The 24,510-nt window shown below is 71.2% G+C and carries 22 protein-coding genes; 4 read left to right on the top strand and 18 right to left on the bottom strand.

Annotated elements, in window-relative coordinates:
* Window positions 1-15: 15 nt before the first annotated feature.
* Together HDR73_RS07825 and HDR73_RS07820 are read right to left on the bottom strand one after the other, a co-directional pair.
* Window positions 16-1,188, bottom strand: coding sequence for a cystathionine gamma-synthase (locus HDR73_RS07825; RefSeq protein ID WP_012297610.1), 1,173 nt, complete (start codon window positions 1,186-1,188; stop codon window positions 16-18).
* 49 nt (window positions 1,189-1,237) lie between these two features.
* Entirely contained in the window at window positions 1,238-2,602 is a 1,365-nt protein-coding gene (locus tag HDR73_RS07820) for a cystathionine beta-synthase (protein ID WP_012297609.1), read from the bottom strand.
* 170 nt (window positions 2,603-2,772) lie between these two features.
* Here HDR73_RS07820 and HDR73_RS07815 point away from each other — a divergent pair, with 170 nt between their 5' ends.
* Together HDR73_RS07815 and HDR73_RS07810 are read left to right on the top strand one after the other, a co-directional pair.
* Complete coding sequence (locus HDR73_RS07815) at window positions 2,773-3,462, top strand: thioredoxin-like domain-containing protein (RefSeq protein ID WP_012297608.1); 690 nt, start codon at window positions 2,773-2,775, stop codon at window positions 3,460-3,462.
* A 2-nt stretch (window positions 3,463-3,464) separates the two neighbouring features.
* Window positions 3,465-4,232 (top strand): DUF305 domain-containing protein, encoded by a 768-nt coding sequence (locus tag HDR73_RS07810; protein ID WP_012297607.1) that lies wholly within the window; start codon window positions 3,465-3,467, stop codon window positions 4,230-4,232.
* Window positions 4,233-4,327: 95 nt separating this feature from the next.
* On the opposite strand, the gene HDR73_RS07805 is transcribed toward HDR73_RS07810, so the two are convergent.
* From HDR73_RS07805 to HDR73_RS07790, 4 genes are all read right to left on the bottom strand, one after another.
* Window positions 4,328-6,022 (bottom strand): ABC transporter ATP-binding protein, encoded by a 1,695-nt coding sequence (locus HDR73_RS07805; protein WP_012297606.1) that lies wholly within the window; start codon window positions 6,020-6,022, stop codon window positions 4,328-4,330.
* Window positions 6,023-6,304: 282 nt separating this feature from the next.
* Window positions 6,305-7,294 carry a carbohydrate ABC transporter permease gene (locus HDR73_RS07800; RefSeq protein WP_012297605.1) on the bottom strand — a complete coding sequence of 330 codons (990 nt, stop codon included), beginning with the start codon at window positions 7,292-7,294 and terminating at the stop codon, window positions 6,305-6,307.
* Window positions 7,291-8,262, bottom strand: a complete 972-nt coding sequence (locus HDR73_RS07795) for a carbohydrate ABC transporter permease (protein ID WP_012297604.1) — start codon at window positions 8,260-8,262, stop codon at window positions 7,291-7,293. The genes HDR73_RS07800 and HDR73_RS07795 overlap by 4 nt, the downstream gene beginning before the upstream one ends.
* A gap of 135 nt (window positions 8,263-8,397) precedes the next feature.
* Window positions 8,398-9,762, bottom strand: a complete 1,365-nt coding sequence (locus tag HDR73_RS07790; RefSeq protein ID WP_012297603.1) for an ABC transporter substrate-binding protein — start codon at window positions 9,760-9,762, stop codon at window positions 8,398-8,400.
* Window positions 9,763-10,075: 313 nt separating this feature from the next.
* Between HDR73_RS07790 and HDR73_RS07785 the strand changes: the two genes are divergently transcribed.
* The gene (locus tag HDR73_RS07785; RefSeq protein ID WP_041464254.1) at window positions 10,076-11,095 is read left to right on the top strand and encodes a LacI family DNA-binding transcriptional regulator; all 1,020 of its coding nucleotides are present in this window, start codon (window positions 10,076-10,078) and stop codon (window positions 11,093-11,095) included.
* Window positions 11,096-11,149: 54 nt separating this feature from the next.
* Here HDR73_RS07785 and HDR73_RS07780 read toward each other — a convergent pair whose 3' ends face one another.
* A complete protein-coding gene (locus HDR73_RS07780) occupies window positions 11,150-12,382 on the bottom strand; it encodes an MFS transporter (protein ID WP_012297601.1) in 1,233 nt (410 codons plus the stop codon).
* 92 nt (window positions 12,383-12,474) lie between these two features.
* On the bottom strand, window positions 12,475-12,924 hold the full coding sequence (locus HDR73_RS07775; protein WP_012297600.1) for a MarR family winged helix-turn-helix transcriptional regulator: 450 nt from the start codon (window positions 12,922-12,924) through the stop codon (window positions 12,475-12,477).
* Between the two features lie 160 nt (window positions 12,925-13,084).
* Between HDR73_RS07775 and HDR73_RS07770 the strand changes: the two genes are divergently transcribed.
* A complete protein-coding gene (locus HDR73_RS07770; protein WP_041464797.1) occupies window positions 13,085-14,704 on the top strand; it encodes a helix-turn-helix transcriptional regulator in 1,620 nt (539 codons plus the stop codon).
* Between the two features lie 78 nt (window positions 14,705-14,782).
* On the opposite strand, the gene rplL is transcribed toward HDR73_RS07770, so the two are convergent.
* From rplL to HDR73_RS07720, 10 genes are all read right to left on the bottom strand, one after another.
* On the bottom strand, window positions 14,783-15,166 hold the full coding sequence (gene rplL / locus HDR73_RS07765) for a 50S ribosomal protein L7/L12 (protein ID WP_012037546.1): 384 nt from the start codon (window positions 15,164-15,166) through the stop codon (window positions 14,783-14,785).
* Between the two features lie 74 nt (window positions 15,167-15,240).
* On the bottom strand, window positions 15,241-15,756 hold the full coding sequence (gene rplJ / locus HDR73_RS07760; protein ID WP_012037545.1) for a 50S ribosomal protein L10: 516 nt from the start codon (window positions 15,754-15,756) through the stop codon (window positions 15,241-15,243).
* A gap of 301 nt (window positions 15,757-16,057) precedes the next feature.
* A complete protein-coding gene (locus HDR73_RS07755; RefSeq protein WP_012297597.1) occupies window positions 16,058-17,035 on the bottom strand; it encodes an aldo/keto reductase in 978 nt (325 codons plus the stop codon).
* Complete coding sequence (locus HDR73_RS07750) at window positions 17,032-17,919, bottom strand: NAD-dependent epimerase/dehydratase family protein (RefSeq protein WP_012297596.1); 888 nt, start codon at window positions 17,917-17,919, stop codon at window positions 17,032-17,034. The genes HDR73_RS07755 and HDR73_RS07750 overlap by 4 nt, the downstream gene beginning before the upstream one ends.
* Window positions 17,920-18,079: 160 nt before the next feature.
* On the bottom strand, window positions 18,080-20,590 hold the full coding sequence (locus tag HDR73_RS07745) for an ATP-dependent Clp protease ATP-binding subunit (RefSeq protein ID WP_012297595.1): 2,511 nt from the start codon (window positions 20,588-20,590) through the stop codon (window positions 18,080-18,082).
* A gap of 161 nt (window positions 20,591-20,751) precedes the next feature.
* On the bottom strand, window positions 20,752-20,934 hold the full coding sequence (locus tag HDR73_RS07740; protein ID WP_012297594.1) for a hypothetical protein: 183 nt from the start codon (window positions 20,932-20,934) through the stop codon (window positions 20,752-20,754).
* Window positions 20,935-20,955: 21 nt separating this feature from the next.
* On the bottom strand, window positions 20,956-21,081 hold the full coding sequence (locus tag HDR73_RS07735) for a hypothetical protein (RefSeq protein ID WP_012037540.1): 126 nt from the start codon (window positions 21,079-21,081) through the stop codon (window positions 20,956-20,958).
* A gap of 12 nt (window positions 21,082-21,093) precedes the next feature.
* Complete coding sequence (gene lysS, locus HDR73_RS07730) at window positions 21,094-22,635, bottom strand: lysine--tRNA ligase (RefSeq protein WP_012297593.1); 1,542 nt, start codon at window positions 22,633-22,635, stop codon at window positions 21,094-21,096.
* Between the two features lie 115 nt (window positions 22,636-22,750).
* Complete coding sequence (gene panC, locus HDR73_RS07725) at window positions 22,751-23,629, bottom strand: pantoate--beta-alanine ligase (RefSeq protein ID WP_012297592.1); 879 nt, start codon at window positions 23,627-23,629, stop codon at window positions 22,751-22,753.
* 42 nt (window positions 23,630-23,671) lie between these two features.
* Window positions 23,672-24,433, bottom strand: coding sequence for a Rossmann-like and DUF2520 domain-containing protein (locus HDR73_RS07720; protein WP_012297591.1), 762 nt, complete (start codon window positions 24,431-24,433; stop codon window positions 23,672-23,674).
* Between the last annotated feature and the right edge of the window lie 77 nt (window positions 24,434-24,510).

The following is a 24,510-nucleotide window of genomic DNA, read 5'->3' as shown; positions in this document are numbered from 1 at the left end:
CGGGGTCGTCCGCCGCTAGTGCTTGCCCTGCTTGAGGGCCTTGCCGAGCGCGCGCTCGAGGTCGACGACGAGGTCCTCGACGGACTCGATGCCCACCGACAGGCGCACGAGGTCGTCCGGGACCTCGAGCGGCGTGCCCTTGACCGAGGCGTGCGTCATCTCGGACGGGTAGCTGATGAGCGACTCCACGCCGCCCAGCGACTCCGCGAGCTGGAAGACGCGCGTCCCCTCGACCACGCGACGCGCGGCCTTCGCTCCCCCGCGCACCTGGAACGAGATCATGCCGCCGAAGCCCGTCATCTGCGCCTTCGCGATGTCGTGGCCGGGGTGCTCCGGGAGGCCCGGGTAGTGCACGGCGGTGACGTCGGGGTGCTGCTGCAGGAACGCGGCGATCTCCTCGGCGTTCGCGGAGTGGCGCTCGACGCGCACGGCGAGCGTCTTGATGCCGCGGGTGGTGAGCCAGGCGTCCATGGGGCCGGAGACGGCGCCGATCGCGAATTGGAGGAAGCCGACCTTCTCGGCGAGCGCGTCGTCGTCGAGGATGACCGCGCCTCCGAGCACGTCGGAGTGGCCGCCCAGGTACTTGGTGGTGGAGTGCACGACCACGTCGGCACCCAGCGTGAGCGGCTGCTGCAGGTAGGGCGAGGCGAAGGTGTTGTCCACGACGACCGTCGCGCCGGCCGCGTGGCCGAGGTCGGCGAGCGCGCGGATGTCGCTGATCTTCATCAGCGGGTTGCTCGGGGTCTCGACCCAGAGGACCTTGGCGGGGCCGGATCCGAGCACCCGCTCCACCGCGGCGAGGTCGCTCATGTCGACCGTCTCGACGACGATGCCCCAGTCGCCGAGCACGCGCGTGAGGAGGCGGTAGGTGCCGCCGTACACGTCGTCGCTCAGCACGATGCGGTCGCCGGGGCGCGTGATCGCCCGCAGCAGGGTGTCCTCGGCGGCGAGTCCCGAGGCGAACGAGAACGCGTGCGACCCCTTCTCGAGCGACGCGAGCTGCTCCTGGAGCGCCGTGCGGGTGGGGTTGGCGCTGCGGGCGTACTCGTAGCCGTTCCGCATCCCGCCGATGCCGTCCTGCACGAACGTGCTCGTGAGGTACAGCGGCGGGATGACCGCGCCCGTGGTGGGGTCCGGGACCTGGCCGGCGTGGATCGCGCGGGTGTCGAAGTCGTGCTTGTCGCTCACGGGGACTCGTCTCTGTGGTTCGGGAGGATGCGGGTGCTGCGCCGGCGGATCAGTCGGTGAGGTAGGTGAGGAGGTCGTGCCGCGTCAGCACGCCGACGGGCTTGCCGCCGTCGCTGACCATGAGCGCGTCGGCGGATCCGAGGGCGCTCCACGCGTCGGGCACGGTCTCGTTCACGCCGATGAGGCCGAACGCGTCGCCCGTGAACGGCCCGACCTGGTCGGACAGCTGCGCGCGCCCGCTGAACACGAGCTCGAGGAGGCTGCGCTCGTCCACGGCGCCGGCGACCTCGCCCATTACGACGGGCGGCTCGGCTGAGAGGACGGGCAGCTGGGAGACGTCGTACTCGGTCATGATGCGGATCGCGTCGCGGATCGTGTCGTTCGGGTGCGCGTGCACGAGGTCGGGGAGGCTGCCGGTCTTGGCGCTCATGACGTCGGCGACCGTGCGCTGGCCGTTGACGCGGGCGAAGCCGTAGGACTGCATCCACCTCTCGTTGAAGATCTTGCCGAGGTAGCCGCGGCCGCCGTCGGGCAGGAGGATCACCATCACGTCGTCGGGGCCCAGGTGCTTCGCGGCCTTGAGCGCGGAGACGACGGCCATGCCGCTGGATCCGCCGACGAGCAGGCCCTCCTCGCGGGCGAGCCGCAGGGTCATGTCGAACGACTCCTGGTCGCTCGACGCGATGACCTCGTCGACCACGTCGGGGTCGTACGCGGCCGGCCAGAAGTCCTCGCCGACGCCCTCGACGAGGTAGGGGCGGCCGGTGCCGCCCGAGTAGACGGAGCCCTCGGGGTCGGCGCCGACGATGCGCACGCGCCCCTCCGACACCTCCTTGAGGTACCGGCCGACGCCGCTGATGGTGCCGCCCGTGCCGACGCCCGCGACGAAGTGCGTGATCTCGCCCTCGGTGTCGCGCCAGATCTCGGGACCCGTGGTCTCGTAGTGGCTGAGCGGTCCGTTGGGGTTCGAGTACTGGTCGGGCTTGAAGGCGCCGGGGATCTCGCGCGCGAGCCGGTCGCTCACGGAGTAGTAGGAGTCGGAGTGGTCCGGCGCGACCGAGGTGGGCGTGACCACGATCTCGGCGCCGTACGCCGTGAGCACGTTGCGCTTGTCCTCGCCGACCTTGTCCGGCAGCACGAAGACGCAGCGGTAGCCGCGCTGCTGGGCGACGAGCGCGAGGCCGACGCCCGTGTTGCCCGAGGTGGGCTCGACGATGGTGCCGCCCGGCTTCAGCTTCCCCTCGCGCTCGGCGGCGTCGATGATGCGCGTCGCGATGCGGTCCTTGGCGCTGCCGCCGGGGTTCAGGTACTCGACCTTCACCAGCACGGTCGCCGAGATCCCCTCGACCACCTTGTTGAGCTTCACGAGCGGGGTGTTCCCGATGAGGTCGAGGATCGTGTCGGCGTACTTCACGTGAGGTGGCGCTCCCGGGTATCAGGTGTGCGGTCCGGTGGGCCCCGCTCGTCCAGTGTAGGCGCGCGCCCTCGCCGTGTTACGGGGCGACGGCGGCCCCCGCGGGCAGGGTCCGCCCAGGCCGACCGGGTACCCTGATCGCACATTCCCCCAGCAGAGAAGGACCCTCCGTGGCGCGACGCGACGACACCACGCCCTCCGGCGACGAGAGCGGACGGCCCGTCCCGCCGACCGCCGAGAAGGTGGCGGCGCTGAAGAAGCAGCAGGACCGCGCGCGCCGCAACCGGCTCATCGGCATCATCACGGGATCCGTGGCGGCCGTCGCGGTCGTCGCCGTCGTGATCGGCGTGGTCGTCTCGAGCGGCACGCCGAAGCAGGATCCGGCGGACATCAGCATCGAGGGCCTCCGCACCTGGGACTCGCTCCCCAGCACGCACGTGCAGACCCCGGTCGACTACGCCGGGCTGTACGCAGGCATGAGCCCGCCCGCCGGCGGCGAGCACAACCCCATGTGGCTGAACTGCGGCATCTACGACCAGCCGCAGCCCAACGAGAACGCGGTGCACGACCTCGAGCACGGCGCCGTGTGGATCACCTACGACGCCGCCAAGCTCACGGGCGACGACCTGTCGAAGCTGCAGAAGTACGCGGAGTCGTTCGGCGGCTACGTCACGATGTCGCCGTATGAGGGCCTCGACACCCCCATCGCGCTGTCCGCGTGGGGCGCGCAGGTGAAGGTCGACTCGGTCGACGACCAGCGCATCAAGGATTTCATGGCCAAGTACTGGAAGAGCCCCGACGCCCCCGAGGCCGGTGCCGCGTGCACCGGCGCCCTCGAGGGCGAGGGCCGGGTCGGCTGACCGTGACCGACCGCGGCACCGACGGCAGCGAGCGCCCCGACGAGGGCGACGTCGTCATCGACCACGTCCCGGACGACGACATCCGCGAGGAGGAGCTCGACGGCCTCGTCGCGCACGGCGAGGCGTCGCGCGCGCGTGGGCGCCGGATCCGCATCGGCCTCGCCGCCGGCATCGTCGCGGTGGCGCTCGTGGTCGCCGGGCTCCTGGTGGGACGCGTCACCGCGCCCGTCTCGGCTCTCACTCCCAGCACGAACAGCGCGGAGGCCGGCTTCTCCCGCGACATGCAGGTGCACCACGAGCAGGCCGTGCAGATGTCGCTCATGATCATCGACCGCACGGACGACCCCGAGGTCAAGCTCATCGCGCAGGACATCGCGCAGGCGCAGGCCCAGCAGGCGGGCCAGATGTACGCGTTCCTCACCTCGTGGGGCCTCGACCAGGCGCCGTCGCAGCCGCGCATGACGTGGATGACGCTGCCGACGCTCGACGGGAAGACCGACCACTCGTCCATGGACATGACCCCCGGCGCCACGATGCCGGGCCTCGCGTCGCAGGCCGACCTCGACGAGCTGCAGTCGCTCACGGGCGTCGAGGCCGAGCGGAAGTACCTGACGCTGATGATCGCCCACCACCGCGGCGGCGTCGAGATGGCCCAGGCCCTCCTCGACCGCTCGCGGAACCCGCTCGTCACGGACCTCGCCAACGGCATGGTGATGATCCAGGACAAGGAGATCCTCTACATGCAGCAGCTGCTCGACGCCCGCTCCTGAGCAGCTCTCCCGCAGCGCCGGCCCGCCCGCACCGCCCGTCCGCCTCGCGGGCGGGCGGGCGGTGCGTCGTCCGGCGGCCGGGCCGGATCCGCGGGTCAGGCCGCCGCGGTGCGCTGGTCGCTGTAGAGCCGCGCGTACTCGCCGCCGCGCGCCAGCAGCTCGACGTGCGTGCCCTGTTCCACGATGCGGCCGGCGACGACCACGAAGATCACGTCGGCGTCCACCACGGTCGAGAGCCGGTGCGCGATCGCGATGGTGGTGCGTCCTCGCGACGCCGTGTCGAGCGCCTGCTGCACCACCCGCTCCGAGATCGCGTCGAGCGCGCTCGTGGCCTCGTCGAGGATCAGCACGGCCGGGTCCTTGAGCAGCACGCGCGCGATGGCGATGCGCTGCTTCTCGCCGCCGGAGAGCCGGTAGCCGCGCTCCCCCACGAGCGTCTCGTAGCCGTCGGGGAACGACTCGATCGTCTGGTGGATGTTCGCGGCGCGGGCCGCCTGCTCGATCTGCTCCTGCGTGGCGTCCGGCCGCGCGTAGCGGAGGTTCTCGCCGATGGTGGCGTGGAAGAGGTACGTCTCCTGGCTGACGATGCCGATGTTCTCCAGCAGCGACTCCTGCTCGAGGTCCCGCACGTCCGCACCCGAGAAGAGCACCCGCCCGCCGGTCACGTCGTGGAAGCGCGGGATGAGGTACGACACCGTGGTCTTGCCCGCGCCGGACGGCCCCACGAACGCCGCGAACTGGCCCGGCTGGATCTCGAACGACATGCCGTCGAGGGTCGGCCGCTCACCGGCCCGGGTGTCGGGGTACGAGAAGCGCACCTCGTCGAACGCGACGCGGCCGAGCGCCGGGCCCGCAGATACCGGGCGCGCGTCGTGACGGTCGCGGATCGCTGGCTCCAGGTCGAGGTACTCGAAGATGCGGGCGAAGAGCGCGCCCGAGGTCTGGAGGTCGAGCGCGACGCGCATGAGGCCGATGAGCGGCCACATGAGGCGCGCCTGCACGGTCGTGAACGCGACGATGGTGCCCGCCGTGACGCTGACGCCGCCCGTGATGAGGAAGCCCGCGACCACGTAGACGATGGCCGGGATGATCGACAGGAAGATCTGCACGAGCGCGAAGAACCACTGCCCGCTCATCTGCTGGCTCACCTGCAGCCGGATCTGGTTGCGGTTCTCGGCTTCGTAGCGCTCGGTCTCCGCGGCCTGCCGGCTAAAGCTCTTCGAGAGCAGGATCCCGGACACCGAGAGCGTCTCCTGCGTGATGGCCGTCATGTCGGACAGCGACTCCTGCGTCTTGGACGCGATGCGCGCCCGGACCTGGCCCACGCGGGGCTGCGCGACGACGAGCACGGGCATCAGGATCACGGCGACCAGCGTCAGCTGCCAGTTGAGCACGAGCATCGCGACGAGCGCCGCGATGACGGTCACGGTGTTGCCGAGCACGCTCGAGACGGTGTTGGTGAGGACCGCCGCCACGCCGCCCACGTCGTTCTGCAGGCGGGACTGGATCACGCCCGTCTTCGTGCGCGTGAAGAAGCCGAGCTCCATGCTCTGCAGGTGCCGGAACAGGTCGACCCGCATGGATCCCATGACCCGGTTGCCGACGGTCGCGGTGAGGTACGTCTGCCAGACGCCGAGTCCCGCGCCCACGACCCAGATGGCAATCATGATCGCGACGAGCTCGACCAGGACGGGGATGTCGGGGCCGCCGGTGGGCGGGAAGAGCCCCCGGTCGAAGGCCTGCTGCGTGAGCAGCGGCGGCACGACCGTGAGGCCCGCGCCGACCAGCACGAGCGCGATCGTGAGGGCCAGCGCGCGGCGGTGCGGACGGAACAGCTCCGCGATCCGGCCGAGCAGGTTCTCGACGCGCGGCGCCTCGGCGTTGGCCCGGCGCTGGGCCTCGGCGTCCGCCGCCTCCGCGCATCCCGCCGCCCGCGGCGATGTCGCCCATCCTCGTCATTCCGGCGATTTTACGCCCGTGGGGGATCTCTCCCGACCACGCCGGCGCCCGGCACGACGACGGCCCGGCCGCCCGCGCACGCGGACGACCGGGCCGGATGGGACGAGCGCGGATCAGCCCTTCGTGGATCCCGCCAGGAGCCCCCGCACGAAGTACCGCTGGAGGCTGAAGAACACGATGAGCGGGACGATCAGCGACACGAACGCGGCTGCCGTGAGCCGCTGCCAGTCCTGCCCGCGCGTTCCCGTGAGCTCCGCCAGCCGCTGCGTGAGCGGGGCGACGTCCGGGGTGCCGCCCGAGAAGATCAGCGCCACCAGGAGGTCGTTCCAGACCCAGAGGAACTGGAAGATCGCGAAGGACGCGATGGCCGGGAGCGCGAGCGGCAGCACGATGCGGAAGAACACCTGGCCGTGGCTCGCGCCGTCGACACGGGCCGCCTCGATGACCTCGCCCGGGATCTCCGAGATGAAGTTGTGCAGCAGGAAGATGGCCAGCGGCAGCGCGAAGATCGTGTGCGCGACCCACACGGGCAGGTAGCCCTGCTCGGGGATGAGCGGGATCACGCCGTGCACGGCCTCCTGCAGCGGGCGCAGGGTGCGGGTGAACATCTGCAGCAGCGGGATGAGCGCCATCTGCAGCGGCACGATCTGCAGCGCGAAGATCAGCACGAACAGGAAGTTCGAGCCCTTGAACTTGATCCACGCGAACGCGTACGCGGCCATGGACGCGATGACGAGCGGGAACAGCGTCGCCGGGATCGCGATGGCGAGCGAGTTCACGAAGTACGAGCCCAGCTGCGGCGACGACTGTGAGGTGGAGAGCAGCACGTCCTGGTAGTTGTCGAGCGTGAAGCCCGGGTTCTGGAAGATCGTCCACCAGCCCGTGGTCTGGATGAGGCCGGCCGGGCGGAACGACGAGACGAACAGGCCGAAGGTCGGCAGCGTCCAGAGCACCGCGATGATCAGCGCGGCGAGCGTGGCTCGACGCGAGGTGAGCCGGTTCTTGACGCGGCGGCTCTTCGCGCCGACCGAGGCGGCCTGCTCGATGGTGCCGCGACGCGTCCCCCGGTCGGCGACGGGCAGGTCGGCGGGTGCGACGCTCATCGGATCTCCCTCTGCTTGCTCATGACGCGGACGTTGTAGATGACGATCGGCAGCACCATGAGGAACAGCACGATCGCGAGCGCGGAGCCGCGGCCCTGCTCGCCGGCGCGGAACGCCTGCGTGTACATCTCGTTGGCGATGACGCTCGTGTCGAAGTTGCCCGCGGTCATGGTGCGGACGATGTCGAACACCTTGAGCGTCGCGATGGAGATGGTCGTGACCACCACGACGAGCGACCCGCGGATCCCGGGGAGCGTCACGTTGGTGAAGCGCTGCCAGGCGTTGGTGCCGTCGAGCTGCGCGGCCTCGATCTGCTCGGTCGGCACGCCTTTGATGCTCGCGGAGAGCACGACCATGGCGAAGCCGGTCTGGATCCAGATCATCACGATGATGAGCAGCGCCGTGTTGATGGGCGACGTCTGCAGCCACTGCACGGGCTCCTGGCCCGTCCAGACGAGGATCTGGTTGAGCAGGCCGATCTGCGCGTTGTCGCCCGACTTGTAGTCGTAGACGAAGCGCCAGATGATGCCCGCGCCGACGAAGGAGATCGCCATGGGCATGAAGACCAGGGCCTTGAAGTACTTCTCGCCGCGCGACTTGTCGATGAAGACCGCGTAGGCGAGGCCGATGGCGGTCGACAGCAGCGGCACGAAGACCACCCAGATGATGGTGTTGAGCAGCGTGCGGAGCGCGGCCGGCTGGGTGAACATCCAGACGAAGTTGTCGAACCCGGCCCACTCCCCCGTGTTGTCGCGGAACGCGAGCAGGGTCGTGCGGAACGCGGGGTAGATGAGGCCGACGGCGAGCAGGATCAGCGCGGGGAGCACGAAGGCACCCAGCTGCACCCAGTCCTTGCCGCGCTTCGGCGCCTTGTCGATGAGGAAGAGCATCAGCCCGATCACCACGGCGAAGACGGCGAGCGCCACCACCACCTGGAGGATCTTGCCGATCAGATCAGCGGTCGTCATGGACGTCTCGCCCTTCGGGTCGGAGGGATGTGGGAGCGGGGCCGCCGCGCGTTCGCGGCGGCCCCGCAGGGGCGGCACGGCTGCCGGCCCGGGTGCCGACCCGATCAGGGCCGGCGGTGGATCAGCCTGCGTCGATCAGGACGCGGGCCAGCTCGACTCGATGGCGTCGACCGTCTTCTGGGTCGAGTCGCCGCTCAGCCAGCCGACGATCCCCTTCCAGAAGGAGTCGGTGCCGACCGCGCCGGGCATGAGGTCCGAGCCGTCGAAGCGGAACGTGGCGTTCGGGTCCTGCAGGATCTTGATGCTCTGCTTCAGGATGTCGCTCGACGCGTTCGCGGGGTCGAGCCCCTTGTTCGCGCTGATGACGCCGCCCAGCTTCACGCGGTTGTTCGCCCAGGTGTCGCTCGAGAGGTAGGAGAGCACCGCCGTGATCTCGTCGCTTGACCTGAACGCGCCGACCAGTTCGCCGCCGCCGGTGACCGTCGTCGCGTCGCCCTCGTTCGTCTGCGGGAGGAGGAACGCGTACACGTCGCCGTCGGGTGAGACCTTCGCGTCGGTACCGTCGGCCTTCTTCCAGAAGCCTTCGTAGAACGACGCCTGGAGGTGCAGCGAGCACTTCCCGTCGAGGAGCGGGAGGCCTGCGTCCCCGAACTCCGTAGAGATGATCGACGAGACGTCGCCCAGGCCGCCGTTGACGTAGTCCGGGTTCTTGAATATCTCGCCCGCGGCGTCGAACGCCTTGACGATGGCCGGGTCGTTGAACGGGATCTGGTGCGTGACCCACTTGTCGTAGGTCTCGGCGCCGGACTGGCGGATGACGAAGCTCTCGACCCAGTCGGTGCCGGGCCAGCCGGTGGCGTCGCCGGAGCCGATGCCGGCGCACCAGGGCTTGTGGTCGCCCTCGTCGGCGATCTTCTTGGTGAGGTCCATGAGCTCTGCGGTGGACTTCGGGATCTCGTAGCCCTTTTCCTTGAACTCGGCCGGTGAGTACCAGACGTAGCCCTTGACGCTCGCCATGAGCGGCGCGCCGATGAACTTGCCGTCGACCGTGCCGTAGCCCTTCCAGTCGGTGGACCAGTTCTTGTCGACGTTCTCCTCGACGGCGGCGGGCGCCGGCTGCAGGTAGCCCTTGGTGGCGAGCACGTTGAAGAGGCCGGGCTGCGGGATGATGCCGATGTCGGGGGCCGACTGCCCCTCGGCGAGCACCGCGATCTGCGCCTCGAACTCCTTGGTGCCCTGGTAGTTCACCTTGATGCCCGTGCAGGTCTCGAAGTCCTTCCAGGATTCGACGAGCCGGTCGGCCTCGTCGTCCTGGATGGTGCCACCGATGCTGACCTCGGGGCTCCCCTGGAACGTGCCGTACGACGAGTACGGCGAGCAGTCGGTGTCCGCGGCGTCCTCGGCCGCGATGTCGCCCGTGCAGCCCGTGAGCGCGAGGCCGGCGATGCCGACCGCTGCGAGGGGTGCCGCGAAGCGACGTCGGAATAGGGCGTGGCCCATGTGCGTCTCCTCTTCATCGAGTGGATGCGGGTCCGCCCCGCCGTCCTGTCCTGCGTGCGTCGGCGGGTGAGGCGCCGTCGCCTGAAACCTCTCCCCGAATGAGGAACCGGTTCCACAGGTCAACGTAGGGGAGGTCGCAGCCCACGGCAAGGCGGCGGGGATAACGAAACGGTCTCCCTCGTGGCGGCGCGGTAGGCGCGCCCCCCGCGGATGGTCCATCATCGGAACCGGCCCCCGCGCATCCTGGAACCGCTTCCAGGGCGCGCGCGTCCGGCGCGACGAGGCGCCGCGGGTCCCGATGAGAGGGAGCGCGATGAGCGCCATCGCCGACGTCGCCCGGCTGGCCGGGGTCTCCAAGGCCACCGCGTCGCGCGCGCTCAGCGGCCGCGGCTACGTCTCCCCCGCGACGCGCACCCGCGTCTCCGATGCCGCCGCGGAGATCGGGTACGTCGTCTCCTCGAACGCGTCGAGCCTCGTGACCGGCCAGTCGAAGAACGTGGGCGTCGTCATGCCGTTCATCAACCGCTGGTTCTTCGCGGAGCTGCTCGAGGGGATCGAGGAGGCGCTGATCGAGGCCGACTACGACCTCACGCTGTACCGCCTCACCGCGGATCCCGAGCAGCGCCGGAAGGTCTTCGAGTACTTCCTCGTGCGCAAGCGCGTGGATGCGGTCATCGCGGTGAGCGTCGCGCTCACGCCCGCGGAGGTCGTGCGGCTCCGCGCGCTCGACAAGCCGCTCGTCGGGATCGGCGGCCCGGTCGAGGGCATGAGCACGCTGAGCATCGACGACGAGGCCGCGGCCCGCCTCGCCACGGAGCACCTCCTGAGCCTCGGGCACGCGCGCGTCGTGCACCTCGGCGGCGATCTGCACGCGCAGATGGCGTTCTTCGTGCACGCGAAGCGGCTGGCCGGCTACCGGGCGGCGATCGACGCGGATCCTCGCGGCCTCGAGGCCCGGTTCGCCACGGCGGAGTTCACGATCGACGGCGGCTTCCGCTCGGCCATGGCGCTGCTCGCGGATCCGCGGACCCGGCCGACGGCGGTCTTCGCGGCCTCCGACGAGATCGCCATCGGGACGATCCTCGCGGCCAGGCAGCTGGGCATCGCCGTGCCCGCCGAGCTCTCGGTCGCCGGGATCGACGGGCACGCGCTCGCGCCATTGTTCGGCCTGACGACGGTCGAGCAGCACCCGCGGACGCAGGGGCGGGCCGCCGTGGGCATGGTGTTGGAGGGGCTCGCGCCGGAGGGCGCGGCCGAGCGCGCCGTGACGCTGCCCGTCGACTTCCAGGCGCGCTCGAGCACGACGGCGCCCCCGGCCCCGCCGGCGCCGTGAGGGCGGGCGGGATCGAGGGCGGGGCGAAGGCGCCGGGGATGCGGGGACCGCGGGTCAGGCGTCCCCCGCCGTGACCGCCTGCGCCTCCTCGAGGGCATCGACCGGCTCGGCGTCGACGCAGCGCAGCCAGCGGTGTCCGGCGACCACGATGACGAGGGCGACGAGCACGGATCCAGCCGCGGCGTAGTAGGGCGTCGCGTCCGAGAAGAGGTTCGCGAGCTCGGTCGCGGCGGGCGGGGCGATGGCACCGCCGAGGAACCGCACCGACGAGTAGGCGGAGGACGCGACGCTCCGCGGGTGGTCGGTGGCCTCCATCACGCACTCGGTGAGCACGGTGTTGAGGACGCCGAGGAGCAGGCCGCCGACGATCACGCAGGTCACGAGGCCGGCCGCCGAGCGGACCACGAGGCCGGCCGCCGCGAGATCGACCGCGAGGAGCGGGAGCATGAGCCGGAGGACCGAGGTGCGCGCCATGCGCCGGGTGAGGAGCGGCGCCACGAGCACCGAGGTGATCGCGAGGCCCACGCCCCAGCCGAAGAAGGTGAGCCCCAGGCCGATGGCGTCGAAGCCCAGCGGGAACGGCGTGTAGGCGAGCAGCTCGAAGAAGCCGATGTTGTAGAACAGCGCGGCCGCGGCGAGCACCGCGAGGGCCGGGGTACGGAGCGCGCGCAGCGGGGCGGACAGGCGCATGGGCGCGCGGGGCGCGTCGTCCTTCCCGAGCAGGGCGAGGATCGCGACGAAGCCGACGGCCATGAGCGTCGCGGTGCCGAAGAACGGACCGCGCCAGCTCCAGCTGCCGAGGAGGCCGCCGAGCAGCGGGCCGATCGCGATGCCGAGGCCGAGCGCCGCCTCGTAGAGCATGATCGCGGACGCGGTGCCGCCGGACGCGGATCCGACGATGGTCGCGAGCGCGGTCGAGATGAAGAGCGCGTTGCCGAGGCCCCAGCCGGCGCGGAAGCCGATGACCTGCTCCACGTCCTGCGAGAGGCCGGCCGCCGCGGCGAAGACCACGATGATCGCGAGGCCGATGAGGAGGGTGCGCTTGGCGCCGATGCGGCTGGAGATCCAGCTGGTGATGAGCATCGCGAGCCCGGTGACGAGCAGGTAGCTCGTGAAGAGCAGCTCGGCCTCGGTGGCGGTGGCGTCGAGGCTCGAGGCGATGGCGGGGAGGATCGGGTCGACGAGCCCGATGCCCATGAACGCGATGACGCACGCGAAGGCGACGGCGAAGACGGAACGGGGCTGGCGGAAGATGTCGCGGAACGACGCGTGCTGCTGGGTGGACACGGGTGCGGTGTCGCCTCCTGGGATCGGTGCGGATGGATGGGTGGGTGGTGCGGTGGGGCGCGGTGCCTGGCGGTGCCGACGGGCGACCGCGGTCAGTCGCGCGCGGAAGCCGGGGCGCCGTCGATGCGCGACATGACCACCTCGACGGCCCGCGCGAGCACGGCCACGTCGTCGGCCGGGAGGTCGGCGAAGCGCGGCACGAGCGCGGTGGCCAGGCGGTCGCGCCAGTCGTCGAGCGCGGCGCGGCCGGCCGGCGTGATCTCGAGCAGGGACGCGCGCGCGTCGGACGGGTCCGTCACCTGCGCGATCCAGCCCTGGCCGACGAGCGAGCGGACGATCTTGGTGGTCGTGGGCTGCGAGACCCGGCTGCGCTCGGCGAGCACGCCGAGGCGCATCCCGCCGGGCCACGTCACCAGCACGGACAGGGTCCGCCAGACGGCGGGCGAGCTCGAGCCGCCGACCTCGTGCGCGGCGAGGCGCGTGAGGCGGTGCCCGGCGGTCACCAGGTCGCCCAGCAGGGTGCGCAGGTCGTGATCGGTCATGCCCCAATCATATAGCCAGGCTATGCGTATGTCGCATCCCCCGTCACGATGTCCGCGAACGGAAGGTGACCGCGGGCACCTCGACCCGGACGCCCGCCGGGACGTAGCGTGGAGCCACGCTGGCAGCCCGCCCCCGGGGAACCCGCGCCGGGGGGCCATGATGAGCGACGCGCCGACCATCGACGGCCTCGAGCGCGCGATCGGCGACGCGCTGGACGGCGGCGCCGACGCGCAGGCGGCGACCCTCCTCGCCGACGGATGGCCGCTGCACGTCGACCTCCACTCCGACCGCATCCGCGCCCTTTACGACCGGCTCGACCCCGAGCGGTGGGAGGACGACGTCTGGCTCGTCACCGGCATGGCCGCCACGTACCGCGGCGCGGTCGCATCCGACCGGCGGGCGTCGATCGCCTACCGCTCCGCGCTCGACCTCCTGCTCACCGCGGATCCCGCGCCCGGCGCCCCGACGCGCGCCGCGGTCCTCGTGCACCGCGCCGCGGGCGACCGCCGGGTGGGCCGGCTGGCCGAGGCGCGCGACTCCCTCGACGAGGCGCGCGGGATCCTCGACACCGAGCGCGGGATCCCGCTCCAGGAGCGCATCACCCTCCAGGCCCGCGTGGCCCTGCAGCACGGGCTCGTGCTCACCCACCTCGGCGACTTCGTCGGCGCGCGCGAGGAGCTCCGCATCGCGGAGGGCCTGGGCGAGCGGCACCTCGTGCTGGCCGACCGGCTGGAGTGCCGCGGCGCGCTCGCGTACCTCGCCTACTGCCTGGGCGAGATCGAGGAGGCGCGCGATCTCGTCGTGCGCGCCCGCGGGCTCCTCGCGTCGCCGGGGGCGGATCCGGCCCTGTCCCGCAGCGGGTTCCTCGCGCCGGCGGAGATCGCCGCCGCGATGATCGCGGTCGACGAGACGCGGCAGGACGACGCGATGCTCATCGTCGAGGGCCTCCGTCCCGCGAGCGACGGCACCGACTGGGAGCTGCTCGCCCGCTACGCGGAGGCGACGGTCGCGGCGATCCGGGGCCTGCGGCTCGATGCGCTCGAGCACCTGCGTCGGCTGCACAACCTCGGCGTGGGCTGGGCGGAGCACGGCCCCATGCCGACCATGCGCGACACGCTGCGGGCGTCCCTCCTCGCGCACCTGGACCAGCCCGCCGCGGCGTGGGACCTCCTCCGCATGCTGCAGCCGACGGCGCAGCACTCCACGTGCCCGGCCATGATCGCCGGACGGCTGCGGGTGCAGGCCGACGACCACGTCGGCGCCCTCGCGCAGATGGCCGAGTGCCTCGCGCTCGGCGACGCGCACTCGGGTCGCACCCTCGACGACGTCCTGCTCGTGGTCGCGGCCGCGCACCACGGCCTCGGCGACCACGCACGGAGCGACCACGCCTTCGACCGCGCGGCGCTCCACGCCGTGTCGACCGGCGTGCTCCGGCCCTTCGCGGTGTTCCCCGCCGCGGCATCGCACGCGCTGCTCGACCGGGCGCTGGCGCGGGATCAGCACCCCGACGTGCGCGAGGTGCTCGAGGGCGTCCGCGCCGGCCAGGTGCGCGTGGAGGCCGCCCCGGTGGAACCGCTGACCGACCGCGAGCGCATCATCGTCGCGTGCCTGGCCGACGGGCTGACCGTGACGCAGATCGCCGGCCGGCTCTTCATCTCCCCCAACACGGTCAAGTCGCACATCCGCACGGCGTACCGGAAGCTCGACGCGCGGTCGCGCTCCGAGGCCGTGGAGCGGGCACGCGCCCTCGGACACGACCTGCGGCCGGGGTCCGCCTGACCGGACAAGCCCCGGGGACGACGCAGGGCGCCGACCCCCGAGGGGATCGGCGCCCTGAGCGCTGTGCGGTGCTGCGAGCTACTTGACGGTGACCGTCGCGCCCGCGGCCTCGAGCTGCGCCTTGGCCTTGTCGGCGGCCTCCTTGTTGGCGCCCTCCAGGACGGCCTTGGGGGCTCCGTCGACGAGCGCCTTCGCCTCGCCGAGACCGAGGCTCGTGAGGGCGCGCACCTCCTTGATGACCTGGATCTTCTTGTCGCCGGCGGCCTCGAGGATGACGTCGAACGCGGTCTTCTCCTCGACCTCCTCGGCGGGTGCAGCGGCGCCGGGGGCGGCGGCAGCGGCGACGGGCGCCGCGGCGGTGACCTCGAAGACCTCCTCGAACTTCTTGACGAAGTCGCTGAGCTCGATGAGCGTGAGCTCCTTGAAGGCCTCGATGAGCTCGTCGTTAGAGAGCTTTGCCATGGTGATTCTCCTTGGGTTGGTGTGGTGTCTGGTGGATCAGTGCATCGCGCCCCGGGAACGGGACCCGAGGGGTGCTACTGAGCCGATTCCTGCTTCTCGCGCAGCGCCTCGACGGTGCGTACGGCCTGCGAGAGCGGTGCGTTGAACAGGTACGCCGCGCCGAAGAGCGAGGCCTTGAAGGCGCCGGCGAGCTTGCCCAGCAGCACCTCCCGCGACTCGAGGTCGGCGAGCTTGTTCACCTCGTCCGCCGTCAGGGGGTTGCCGTCGAAGTAACCGCCCTTCACGACGAGAAGAGGGTTGGCCTTGGTGAAGGTGCGCAGAGCCTTCGCGACGGCGACGGTGTCGCCGTGCACGAACGCGATCGCGGACGGGCCGACGAGCTCGTCGTCGAACGACGAGATCCCCGCCTGGTTCGCCGCGATCTTGGTCAGCGTGTTCTTCACCACGGCGTAGGTCGCGTCTGCACTGATGCTCTTCCGCAGCTGCTTGAGCTGGGCAACGGTGAGACCGCGGTACTCGGTGAGCAGTACGGCGTTCGAGCTGCGGAACTTCTCCGCGAGCTCGGCGACCGAGGCTTCCTTGTTCGCCATGGCACTCCTTATCACGTGGTTCCCCGACACCGCGGAAGCGGTGCGAGGTGCTGGCAGCCCCCGGCTGCACACATGAGAAACGCTCCGGCACAGGAGGCCGGAGCGGGAGTGTCGCGCAGGCCCTCAGGGCATGCGCTGCATCGTGCTTCGATCACCTGCGCGGGCCTTCACCTGAGTGAACCTTCGTCCGGCGCATCCCCTCGCGGGGTCACGACGACGACCAGCGGTCTGTGGCTCCGTTCAGGTTAGGTGATGCGGGACCGCCCGCGCAAGTCGGCGGGCGCGGGCGGTCCCGAGGCGGCTAGTAGCCGACGACCGCGTGCGGCACGTAGTGCTCCTCGAGCCGGGCGACCTCGTCGGCCGTCAGCTCGATGTCCAGCGACGCGACGGCGTCCTCGATGTGCGCCACCTTCGTGCCGCCCACAATGGGCGCCGTGACGACCGGGTTCCGCGACACCCACGCGAGGGCGACCTGCGCCCGCGGGACACCGCGCGCCTCGGCGACCTCGGCCACCGCGGCGGCGACCCGGCGGTCCGAGTCCTCCTGGGCCGCGTAGAGCGTCTTCCCGAACTCGTCCGTCTCGCTGCGGGCGGTGGACGCGTCCCAGTCGCGGGTGAGGCGGCCGCGGGCGAGCGGGCTCCACGGCAGGGATCCCACGCCCTCGTCGGCGCACAGGGGGAGCATCTCTCGCTCCTCCTCGCGGTTCACGAGGTTGTAGTGGTCCTGCATCGTGACGAAGCGCGCCCATCCATTCGCCCGCTGCAGGTGCAGCGCCTTCGAGAACCGCCAGGCGTCCATGGACGAGGCGCCGATGTAGCGGACCTTGCCGACGCGCACGAGGTCGTCGAGCGCCTCGAGCGTCTCCTCGAGCGGGGTCGCCGGGTCGAAGCGGTGGATCTGGTACAGGTCCACGTAGTCGGTCCCGAGCCGCCGGAGGCTCTCGTCGATCTGCCACATGATGTGCTTCCGGGACAGGCCGCGCGAGTTCGGCCCCTCCCCCATCGCGCCGTGCACCTTGGTCGCGATGACGACCTCCTCGCGCTTCGTCATCGCCTTCAGCGCGCGGCCGGTGATCTCCTCGCACGACCCGTCGGAGTACACGTTCGCCGTGTCGAAGAAGGTGATCCCGAGCTCGACCGCGCGGCGGATGAGCGGGATCGAGTCCTCCTCGCCGAGCGTCCACGCGTGGCCGCCGCGCGTCGGCTCGCCGTAGCTCATGCAGCCGAGCGCGATCGCGGAGACCTCGGTGCCGGTGCTGCCCAGGCGGACATACCTCATGAGGGGTGCCCCGCGACCGGGTCGTCGCCCGCGTCGGCCGGCGCATGGTCGCGCCAGGTGTGCTCGGGCGCGTAGCCGAGGATCCGGCGGGCCTTGTCGATGGACAGCAGCGTCTCGTGCTCGCCCAGCTCCTTCGTGACCTCGACACCGGGGAAGACCTCGGCGGCGAGCTCGGCGGACGAGCGGCTCATCACGGTATCGGCGTTGGCGACGATGAAGCGGTCGAAGCCCGGGGCGTCGTGCTCGAGCGCCTTGCGCACGGCCTGGGCGCCGTCACGGCCGTCGATGTAGCCCCACAGGTTCCACTTGCGCGCGAGCGCGTCGTCGTCGAACCCGGGGAACCCGTCGTAGTCGTCGACGTCCATGACGTTGGAGAAGCGGAGCGCCGTGACCTGCAGCTCCGGATCCCAGCGGCACAGCTCGATGGCCATCTGCTCCTCGAGGTGCTTCACGAGCGAGTAGGTGCTGTTCGGCTGCGCCGGGTACTCCTCGTCGACGGGGATGTACGGCGGCGGCACGTCGAACGGGAGCCCGAGCACGGTCTCGCTGGATGCGTAGACGACCTTCTTGATGCCCGCCCGGCGCGCGGCCTGGAAGACGTTGAAGCTCGTGAGCATGTTGTTGTGGAACGTGGCCACGTCGCTCAGGATCGCGGGGGCCGGGATCGCGGCGAGGTGCACGATGGCGTCGAACCCCTCGTGCAGGTCCTGGACGCCGAACAGCGCGTCCACCACCTGCCCGTAGTCGGTGGTGTCGACACGGACGTAGCCCGATCCGCGCTCCCCCACCTGGTCGATGTTGGTGACCTCGTGTCCGTGGGCGCGCAGGTCGGCGACGACGTGGCGGCCGAGCTTCCCCGAGCCTCCGGTGACGGCGATTCTCATCAGGTGGCATCTCCTTAGTGGGGCGGTTCCGCCCGAAGTCCATCCTGGCCCGCCGCCCGAGGAGGCGACAGCGGGATGGAGGACACCCGCAGCCCGCGGACTCGACGACGGCCCGCCGCCCCCTCTCGGGGACGACGGGCCGTGGTGGTCGTGCTGCGCGCTACTCGCTGGTGATGGCGAGGTCCGGCGTGCCGGTCCCCGTGCCGATCCCGGCCGCGACCGAGATGCCCTCGCGCTGCGTGGTGACGAACGTGAACTGGTCGTCCACGTAGTCCACGTGCACGTGGTCGCCCGCGTTGAGCTCGCCCTGCAGGATGCGCTCCGACAGGCGGTCCTCGATCTCGTGCTGCACCGCGCGGCGGAGGGGCCGCGCGCCGAGCGACGGGTCGAAGCCGACCTCGATGAGGCGCTCCTTCGCGGCGGTCTCGAGCGTGATCGTGAGGTCGCGGTCCATCATGCGGTCCGACAGGCGCTTCACGAACAGGTCGACGATCTGGAGCAGCTCGGGCTTCGACAGCTGCGGGAACACGATGGTGTCGTCCACGCGGTTGAGGAACTCGGGCTTGAAGTTCTTCTTCAGCTCCTCGCTGACCTTGCCCTTCATGCGCTCGTAGGAGTTCGCGGCGTTGTTCTCGACCTGGAACCCGACCGGGGCGCCCGTGATGTCCTTGGTGCCGAGGTTGGTGGTCATGATGATGACCGTGTTCTTGAAGTCGACCACGCGGCCCTGGCCATCCGTCAGGCGTCCCTCCTCCAGGATCTGGAGCAGCGAGTTGAAGATGTCCGGGTGGGCCTTCTCGATCTCGTCGAAGAGCACCACGGAGAACGGCTTGCGGCGCACCTTCTCGGTGAGCTGGCCGCCCTCCTCGAAGCCGACGAATCCGGGAGGGGCGCCGAAGAGGCGGCTCACGGTGTGCTTCTCGCCGTACTCGCTCATGTCGAGCGAGATGAGGGCGTCCTCGTCGTCGAAGAGGAACTCCGCCAGCGCCTTCGCGAGCTCCGTCTTGCCGACGCCCGTGGGGCCGGCGAAGATGAACGACCCCGAGGGACGACGGGGGTCCTTCAGCCCGGCGCGGGTGCGGCGGATGGTCTTGGACAGGGCCGAGATGGCCTCCTCCTGGCCGATGACCCGCTGGTGCAGGGCCTTCTCCATGAAGACGAGGCGCGAGGACTCCTCCTCCGTGAGCTTGAACACGGGGATGCCCGTGGCCTGGGCCAGGACCTCGGCGATCAGGCCCTCGTCGACCTCGGCGGTGGTGCGGACGTCGCCCGAGCGCCACTGCTTCTCGAGCCGGAGGCGCTCGCCCAGGAGGTTCTTCTCCTCGTCGCGCAGGCTCGCGGCCTTCTCGAAGTCCTGGTCCTCGATGGCGGTCTCCTTGGCCACGCGGACCGTGGAGATGCGCTCGTCGAACTCGCGGAGCTCCGGTGGCGCCGACAGGATCGAGAGGCGCAGGCGCGCGCCGGCCTCGTCGATCAGGTCGATGGCCTTGTCGGGCAGGAAGCGGTCCGCGATGTAGCGGTCCGCCAGGTTCGCGGCCGAGACGATGGCGCCATCGGTGATGGACACCTTGTGGAACGCCTCGTAGCGGTCGCGCAGGCCCTTGAGGATGTTGATGGTGTGGGGCAGCGAGGGCTCCTGCACCTGGATGGGCTGGAAGCGGCGCTCGAGGGCCGCGTCCTTCTCGAAGTGCTTGCGGTACTCATCCAGCGTGGTGGCGCCGATGGTCTGCAGCTCGCCGCGCGCGAGGAGCGGCTTGAGGATGCTGGCCGCGTCGATCGCGCCCTCGGCGGCGCCCGCGCCGACGAGGGTGTGGATCTCGTCGATGAAGGTGATGATGTCGCCGCGCGTGCGGATCTCCTTGGTGACCTTCTTGAGGCGCTCCTCGAAGTCGCCCCGGTAGCGGGACCCGGCGATGAGCGAGCCGAGGTCGAGCGTGTAGAGCTGCTTGTCCTTCAGCGTCTCCGGGACGTCGCCCTTGACGATGGCCTGCGCCAGGCCCTCGACGACGGCGGTCTTGCCGACGCCGGGCTCGCCGATGAGGACGGGGTTGTTCTTGGAGCGGCGCGACAGGATCTGCATCACGCGCTCGATCTCCTTCTCGCGGCCGATGACGGGGTCGAGCTTGCCGTCGCGCGCCGCCTGCGTGAGGTTGCGCCCGAACTGGTCGAGGACCGTGGAGCCAGCCTGCTGGCTCTGCTGCGCCTCGCCGCCGACGGCGACCGCCTCCTTGCCCTGGTATCCGGACAGGAGCTGGATGACCTGCTGGCGCACGCGGTTGAGGTCGGCGCCGAGCTTGACGAGCACCTGGGCGGCGACGCCCTCGCCCTCGCGGATCAGGCCGAGCAGGATGTGCTCGGTGCCGATGTAGTTGTGGCCGAGCTGGAGGGCCTCGCGGAGCGACAGCTCCAGGACCTTCTTCGCGCGCGGCGTGAACGGGATGTGACCCGTGGGCTGCTGCTGGCCCTGGCCGATGATGTCCTGGACCTGTTCGCGGACGGCATCGAGGGAGATGCCGAGCGACTCCAGGGCCTTGGCGGCCACGCCTTCGCCCTCGTGGATGAGTCCGAGCAGGATGTGCTCGGTCCCGATGTAGTTGTGGTTGAGCATCTTGGCCTCTTCTTGGGCCAGGACGACGACGCGACGAGCGCGGTCGGTGAATCTCTCGAACATCTGTATCTCCCTGGGCACCGGGGCAGGGGGCCGGCGCCGATATGTAGAGAGTAACGACGGGTTCGACGAGTGCATGCCCCTGTTCGCCGTGGGCGTGACGCGATGCGCAGTGCGGCGGATCGGGCTCCGCGGGAGGGGCCGCCCGGGGTCGGCGGCAGGCCCTAGAGGTCGGCGTCGGGCGCGGGCACGCCCATGCGGGCGCGCTCCTTCGCCTCGATGGCGGCGTAGGCCTTGCGCTCCTGCTTGTCCGCCTGGATGACCGCGCGCATGATGAACCAGAAGATCAGGCCCACGCCGAGGGTGGGGAGGATCGACCAGATCGCGCTCGCCCAGAAATCATCCATGTGATGAGGATACGCCGCGCTCTAGGTGAGGATGCCGTAGACGCCCTGGCCGATCATGACGACGGCGATGCCGCCCACGATGATCCAGAGGGCGTAGCGCGCGGTGGTGGGCTTCTTCGGGTTCGAGCCGTCGGGGCCTAATGGCATGGTCGCCTACTTCTACTTCACTAGGGGGAACAGGATGGTCTCGCGGATGCCGAGACCGGTGATGGCCATGAGGAGCCGGTCGACCCCCATGCCCATGCCGCCCGACGGCGGCATGCCGTGCTCGAGGGCACGGAGGAACTCCTCGTCGAGCGGCATGGCCTCGTCGTCGCCGCGCGCCAACTGGCGGGCCTGGTCGACGAAGCGCTCGCGCTGCACGACGGGATCCACGAGCTCGGAGTAGCCGGTGGCCAGCTCGAAGCCGCGGATGTAGAGGTCCCACTTCTCGACGACGCCCTCGATGGAGCGGTGCGCGCGCGTAAGCGGCGACGTCTCGACGGGGAAGTCGAGGACGAAGGTGGGGCGCTCGAGCGAGCCCTTCACGAAGTGCTCCCACAGCTCCTCGACGAGCTTGCCGTGCGTGCTGAGGTGGACGTCGACGCCCTCGCGGTCGGCGATGGCCTGCAGCTCGTCGACGCTCGTGGCCGGCGTGATCTCGATCCCCGCCGCCTCGCTCAGCGACGCGTACATCGAGATGCGGTCCCACTCGCCGCCGAGGTCGTAGTCGGTGCCGTCGGCCCACGTGACGACGTGGCTGCCGGCGACCGCCATGGCCGCGTCCTGCACGAGCGTCTGGGTGAGCTCGGCGATGGAGGTGTAGTCGCCGTAGGCCTCGTACGCCTCGAGCATCGCGAACTCCGGGCTGTGGGTGGAGTCGGCGCCCTCGTTGCGGAAGTTGCGGTTGATCTCGAAGACGCGGTCGATGCCGCCGACCACGGCCCGCTTGAGGTACAGCTCCGGCGCGATGCGGAGGTACATCTCGGTGTCGAAGGCGTTGGAGTGCGTGACGAACGGGCGGGCGGACGCGCCGCCGTGCATCACCTGCAGCATGGGCGTCTCGACCTCGACGTAGCCGCGCTGCCGGAACGTCTCGCGCATGGAGGCGTTGACCTTCGCGCGGTCGAGCACGTTCTTGCGGGCCTGATCGCGGACGATGAGGTCGAGGTAGCGGCTGCGGACGCGCGTCTCGTCCGAGAGCTCGGAGTGGAGGTTCGGCAGCGGCAGCAGGGCCTTCGAGGCGATGCGCCACTCGGACGCCATGATCGACAGCTCGCCCTTCCGGCTCGCGATGACGCGGCCGCCGACGAAGACGTGGTCGCCGAGGTCGACGAGCTCCTTCCACGCGGCGAGGGCCTCGTCGCCGACCTCGGCCAGCGAGATCATGGCCTGGATGCGCGTGCCGTCGCCGGCCTGGAGCGTGGCGAAGCAGAGCTTGCCGGTGTTGCGGAAGTGGACGACGCGGCCCGCGATGCCGACGACGTGGTCGGTCTCCTCACCGGGCTCGAGGTGGCCGTGCTCGGCGCGGACGGCCGGGATGGTGGTGGTGACCGGGACCTGCACGGGGTACGCGCCCTCGCCGGGGCCGCCCTGCGCGTTGAGGCGGGCGCGCTTGGCGAGGCGCACGGCCTTCTGCTCGGCGACGTCCTCGGCGGATCCCTCCACGGCGGGAGCGGGGGCGGTCTCGGGCGTCGCGGGCGTTCCGGGGCTGTCGGTCATGTGCGGGCGGATCCTCGCGGGTCGTGGTTTCGTGGGGCGGCCGAGCGGCCTCCCGTCGATTCTCGCAGGTGCGGGCGGGGCCGGGGCACGCCCGCGGATCGGATGCGCCGCGGCGTCAGGCGATGACGACGGTCTCGTTGTCGATGAGGCGCGTGCTCCCGACCCGGGCGGCGATGACGGCCAGGGCGACGCCCCGGAAGCCGTCGTCGACGGACGCGAAGCTGGCGGGATCCACCACCTGGAAGTAGTCGAGCGCGACGGCGGGCTCCCCCATCACCACGGACTGGGCGGCGGCGATGACGGCGTCGATGCCGCGGGATCCGGCGCTCTGCGCGGCCTCGAGCGCGGCCGGGATGACGCGGGCGGCGCGGCGCTCGCGATCGTCGAGGTAGCGGTTGCGGCTGGAGAGGGCGAGGCCGTCGGGCTCGCGCACCGTCTCCAGGTCCTCGATGCGGACGGGCAGGTCGAGGTCGCGCACCATGCGGCGCACGAGGTGGAGCTGCTGCGCGTCCTTGCGGCCGAAGGTGGCGACGTCGGGGGCGATGATGTGCAGGAGCTTCGCGACGACGGTGAGCATGCCGTCGAAGTGGCCGGGGCGGGAGCGGCCCTCGAGCGTGAGGGCGACGGATCCGCCCGTGACGCGGATGCGCGCGGGGCCGTCCGGGTACATCTCGGCCGCGGAGGGCGCGAAGACGAGGTCGACGCCGGTCTCGGCGAGCGCGGCGACGTCGGCGTCGAGCGTGCGCGGGTAGGCGTCGAGGTCCTCGCCCGCGCCGAACTGCAGGGGGTTGACGAAGATCGAGACGACGACGAGGGAGCCGAGCTCGCGGGCGCGGCGGGCGTGCGCCAGGTGGCCCTCGTGCAGCGCGCCCATGGTGGGGACGAGGACGACGACGGGTGCCTCGCCCGCCGCGGTGCGCGCGGCCCGGTGGTCGCGGACGCGGGCGCGCAGCTCGGCGATGCCGGTGACGACGGTGGGCGCGGGGATCGTCATGCCGTGGTGCTCCTCGGGGGCTCGGGACGCGGACACGACAGGTTAGTGCGCGGCGGGACCCTCGTCCGTCGGCAGCGGCACGTCGCCGGAGGTGAGGCGCGCGCCGCCCGCCGGGGAGGAACGGCGGAGCGCGTCGTCGACGGCCGAGCGGATGAGGGGGCCGAGCACGCGGCCGGGCTCCTCCACGCCGATGCCCGCGAGGAGGCCGGCGGCCTGGTCGACGATCGCGGTGGAGAACGTGGTGGCGGTCGCGATGGCCTCCGCGTACGCCGGGCGGTCGCGCTCCTCCACGACGACGGGCTCGCCGCCCATCTCCACCACGAGGACCTGGGCGATGGGGAGCACGGGCGCGGGCGCGGTGACGGCGAACCAGCTGTCGACCATGCGGCTGAGGTCCATGCTCGTGCCGGTGAACGACATCGCGGGATGGATGGCGAGCGGGATGATGCCGGATGCGAACGCGGGCGCGAGCACCTGGATCCCGTGCGCCGCCGACGTGTGCACGACGAGCTGACCGGCTTGCCAGGCGCCCGTGGCGGCGAGGCCCGCGACGAGGCCGGGGAGCTCGGCGTCGGGGACGGCGAGGATCACGAGCTCGCTCCGCTCGATGAGGTCGGGGATCTCGAGGACCGGGACGCCCGGCAGCATCGCCTCCGCGCGCTCGCGGCTGGCCGCGGAGACGGCGGAGATGCCGGTGATCGCGTGACCGGCGCCCGCGAGGGCCGCGCCGAGGACGGGGCCGACGTGACCCGCGCCGACGATGCCCACGCCGAGGCGGCCGGAGCGCTGGGACGGGGCGGTCATGCGGGGTCCTCGGGGGCGGATCGGTGGCGCGGCGCGTCGGCGGCCGGGGGCGGCCACGCGGCGTCGGGGGTGGGGGT

The organism is Clavibacter sp. (genome assembly GCF_014802555.1).
Taxonomy (GTDB): Bacteria; Actinomycetota; Actinomycetes; order Actinomycetales; family Microbacteriaceae; genus Clavibacter; species Clavibacter sepedonicus.
Note: the sequence above shows the minus strand (reverse complement) of the source record. Positions and strands in the feature narration are given on the sequence as shown.

Excerpts from the sequence above, each read along its gene's own strand:
- panC (WP_012297592.1), bottom strand. The coding sequence starts at position 23,629 with ATGACGATCCCCGCGCCCACCGTCGTCACCGGCATCGCCGAGCTGCGC.
- HDR73_RS07770 (WP_041464797.1), top strand. The coding sequence starts at position 13,085 with ATGAGCGACGCGCCGACCATCGACGGCCTCGAGCGCGCGATCGGCGAC.
- HDR73_RS07735 (WP_012037540.1), bottom strand. The coding sequence starts at position 21,081 with ATGCCATTAGGCCCCGACGGCTCGAACCCGAAGAAGCCCACCACCGCG.
- HDR73_RS07775 (WP_012297600.1), bottom strand. The coding sequence starts at position 12,924 with ATGACCGATCACGACCTGCGCACCCTGCTGGGCGACCTGGTGACCGCC.
- HDR73_RS07745 (WP_012297595.1), bottom strand. The coding sequence starts at position 20,590 with ATGTTCGAGAGATTCACCGACCGCGCTCGTCGCGTCGTCGTCCTGGCC.
- HDR73_RS07800 (WP_012297605.1), bottom strand. The coding sequence starts at position 7,294 with ATGAGCGTCGCACCCGCCGACCTGCCCGTCGCCGACCGGGGGACGCGT.
- HDR73_RS07740 (WP_012297594.1), bottom strand. The coding sequence starts at position 20,934 with ATGGATGATTTCTGGGCGAGCGCGATCTGGTCGATCCTCCCCACCCTC.
- HDR73_RS07750 (WP_012297596.1), bottom strand. The coding sequence starts at position 17,919 with ATGAGAATCGCCGTCACCGGAGGCTCGGGGAAGCTCGGCCGCCACGTC.
- rplL (WP_012037546.1), bottom strand. The coding sequence starts at position 15,166 with ATGGCAAAGCTCTCTAACGACGAGCTCATCGAGGCCTTCAAGGAGCTC.
- rplJ (WP_012037545.1), bottom strand. The coding sequence starts at position 15,756 with ATGGCGAACAAGGAAGCCTCGGTCGCCGAGCTCGCGGAGAAGTTCCGC.
- HDR73_RS07795 (WP_012297604.1), bottom strand. The coding sequence starts at position 8,262 with ATGACGACCGCTGATCTGATCGGCAAGATCCTCCAGGTGGTGGTGGCG.
- HDR73_RS07755 (WP_012297597.1), bottom strand. The coding sequence starts at position 17,035 with ATGAGGTATGTCCGCCTGGGCAGCACCGGCACCGAGGTCTCCGCGATC.
- HDR73_RS07790 (WP_012297603.1), bottom strand. The coding sequence starts at position 9,762 with ATGGGCCACGCCCTATTCCGACGTCGCTTCGCGGCACCCCTCGCAGCG.
- HDR73_RS07785 (WP_041464254.1), top strand. The coding sequence starts at position 10,076 with ATGAGCGCCATCGCCGACGTCGCCCGGCTGGCCGGGGTCTCCAAGGCC.
- lysS (WP_012297593.1), bottom strand. The coding sequence starts at position 22,635 with ATGACCGACAGCCCCGGAACGCCCGCGACGCCCGAGACCGCCCCCGCT.
- HDR73_RS07720 (WP_012297591.1), bottom strand. The coding sequence starts at position 24,433 with ATGACCGCCCCGTCCCAGCGCTCCGGCCGCCTCGGCGTGGGCATCGTC.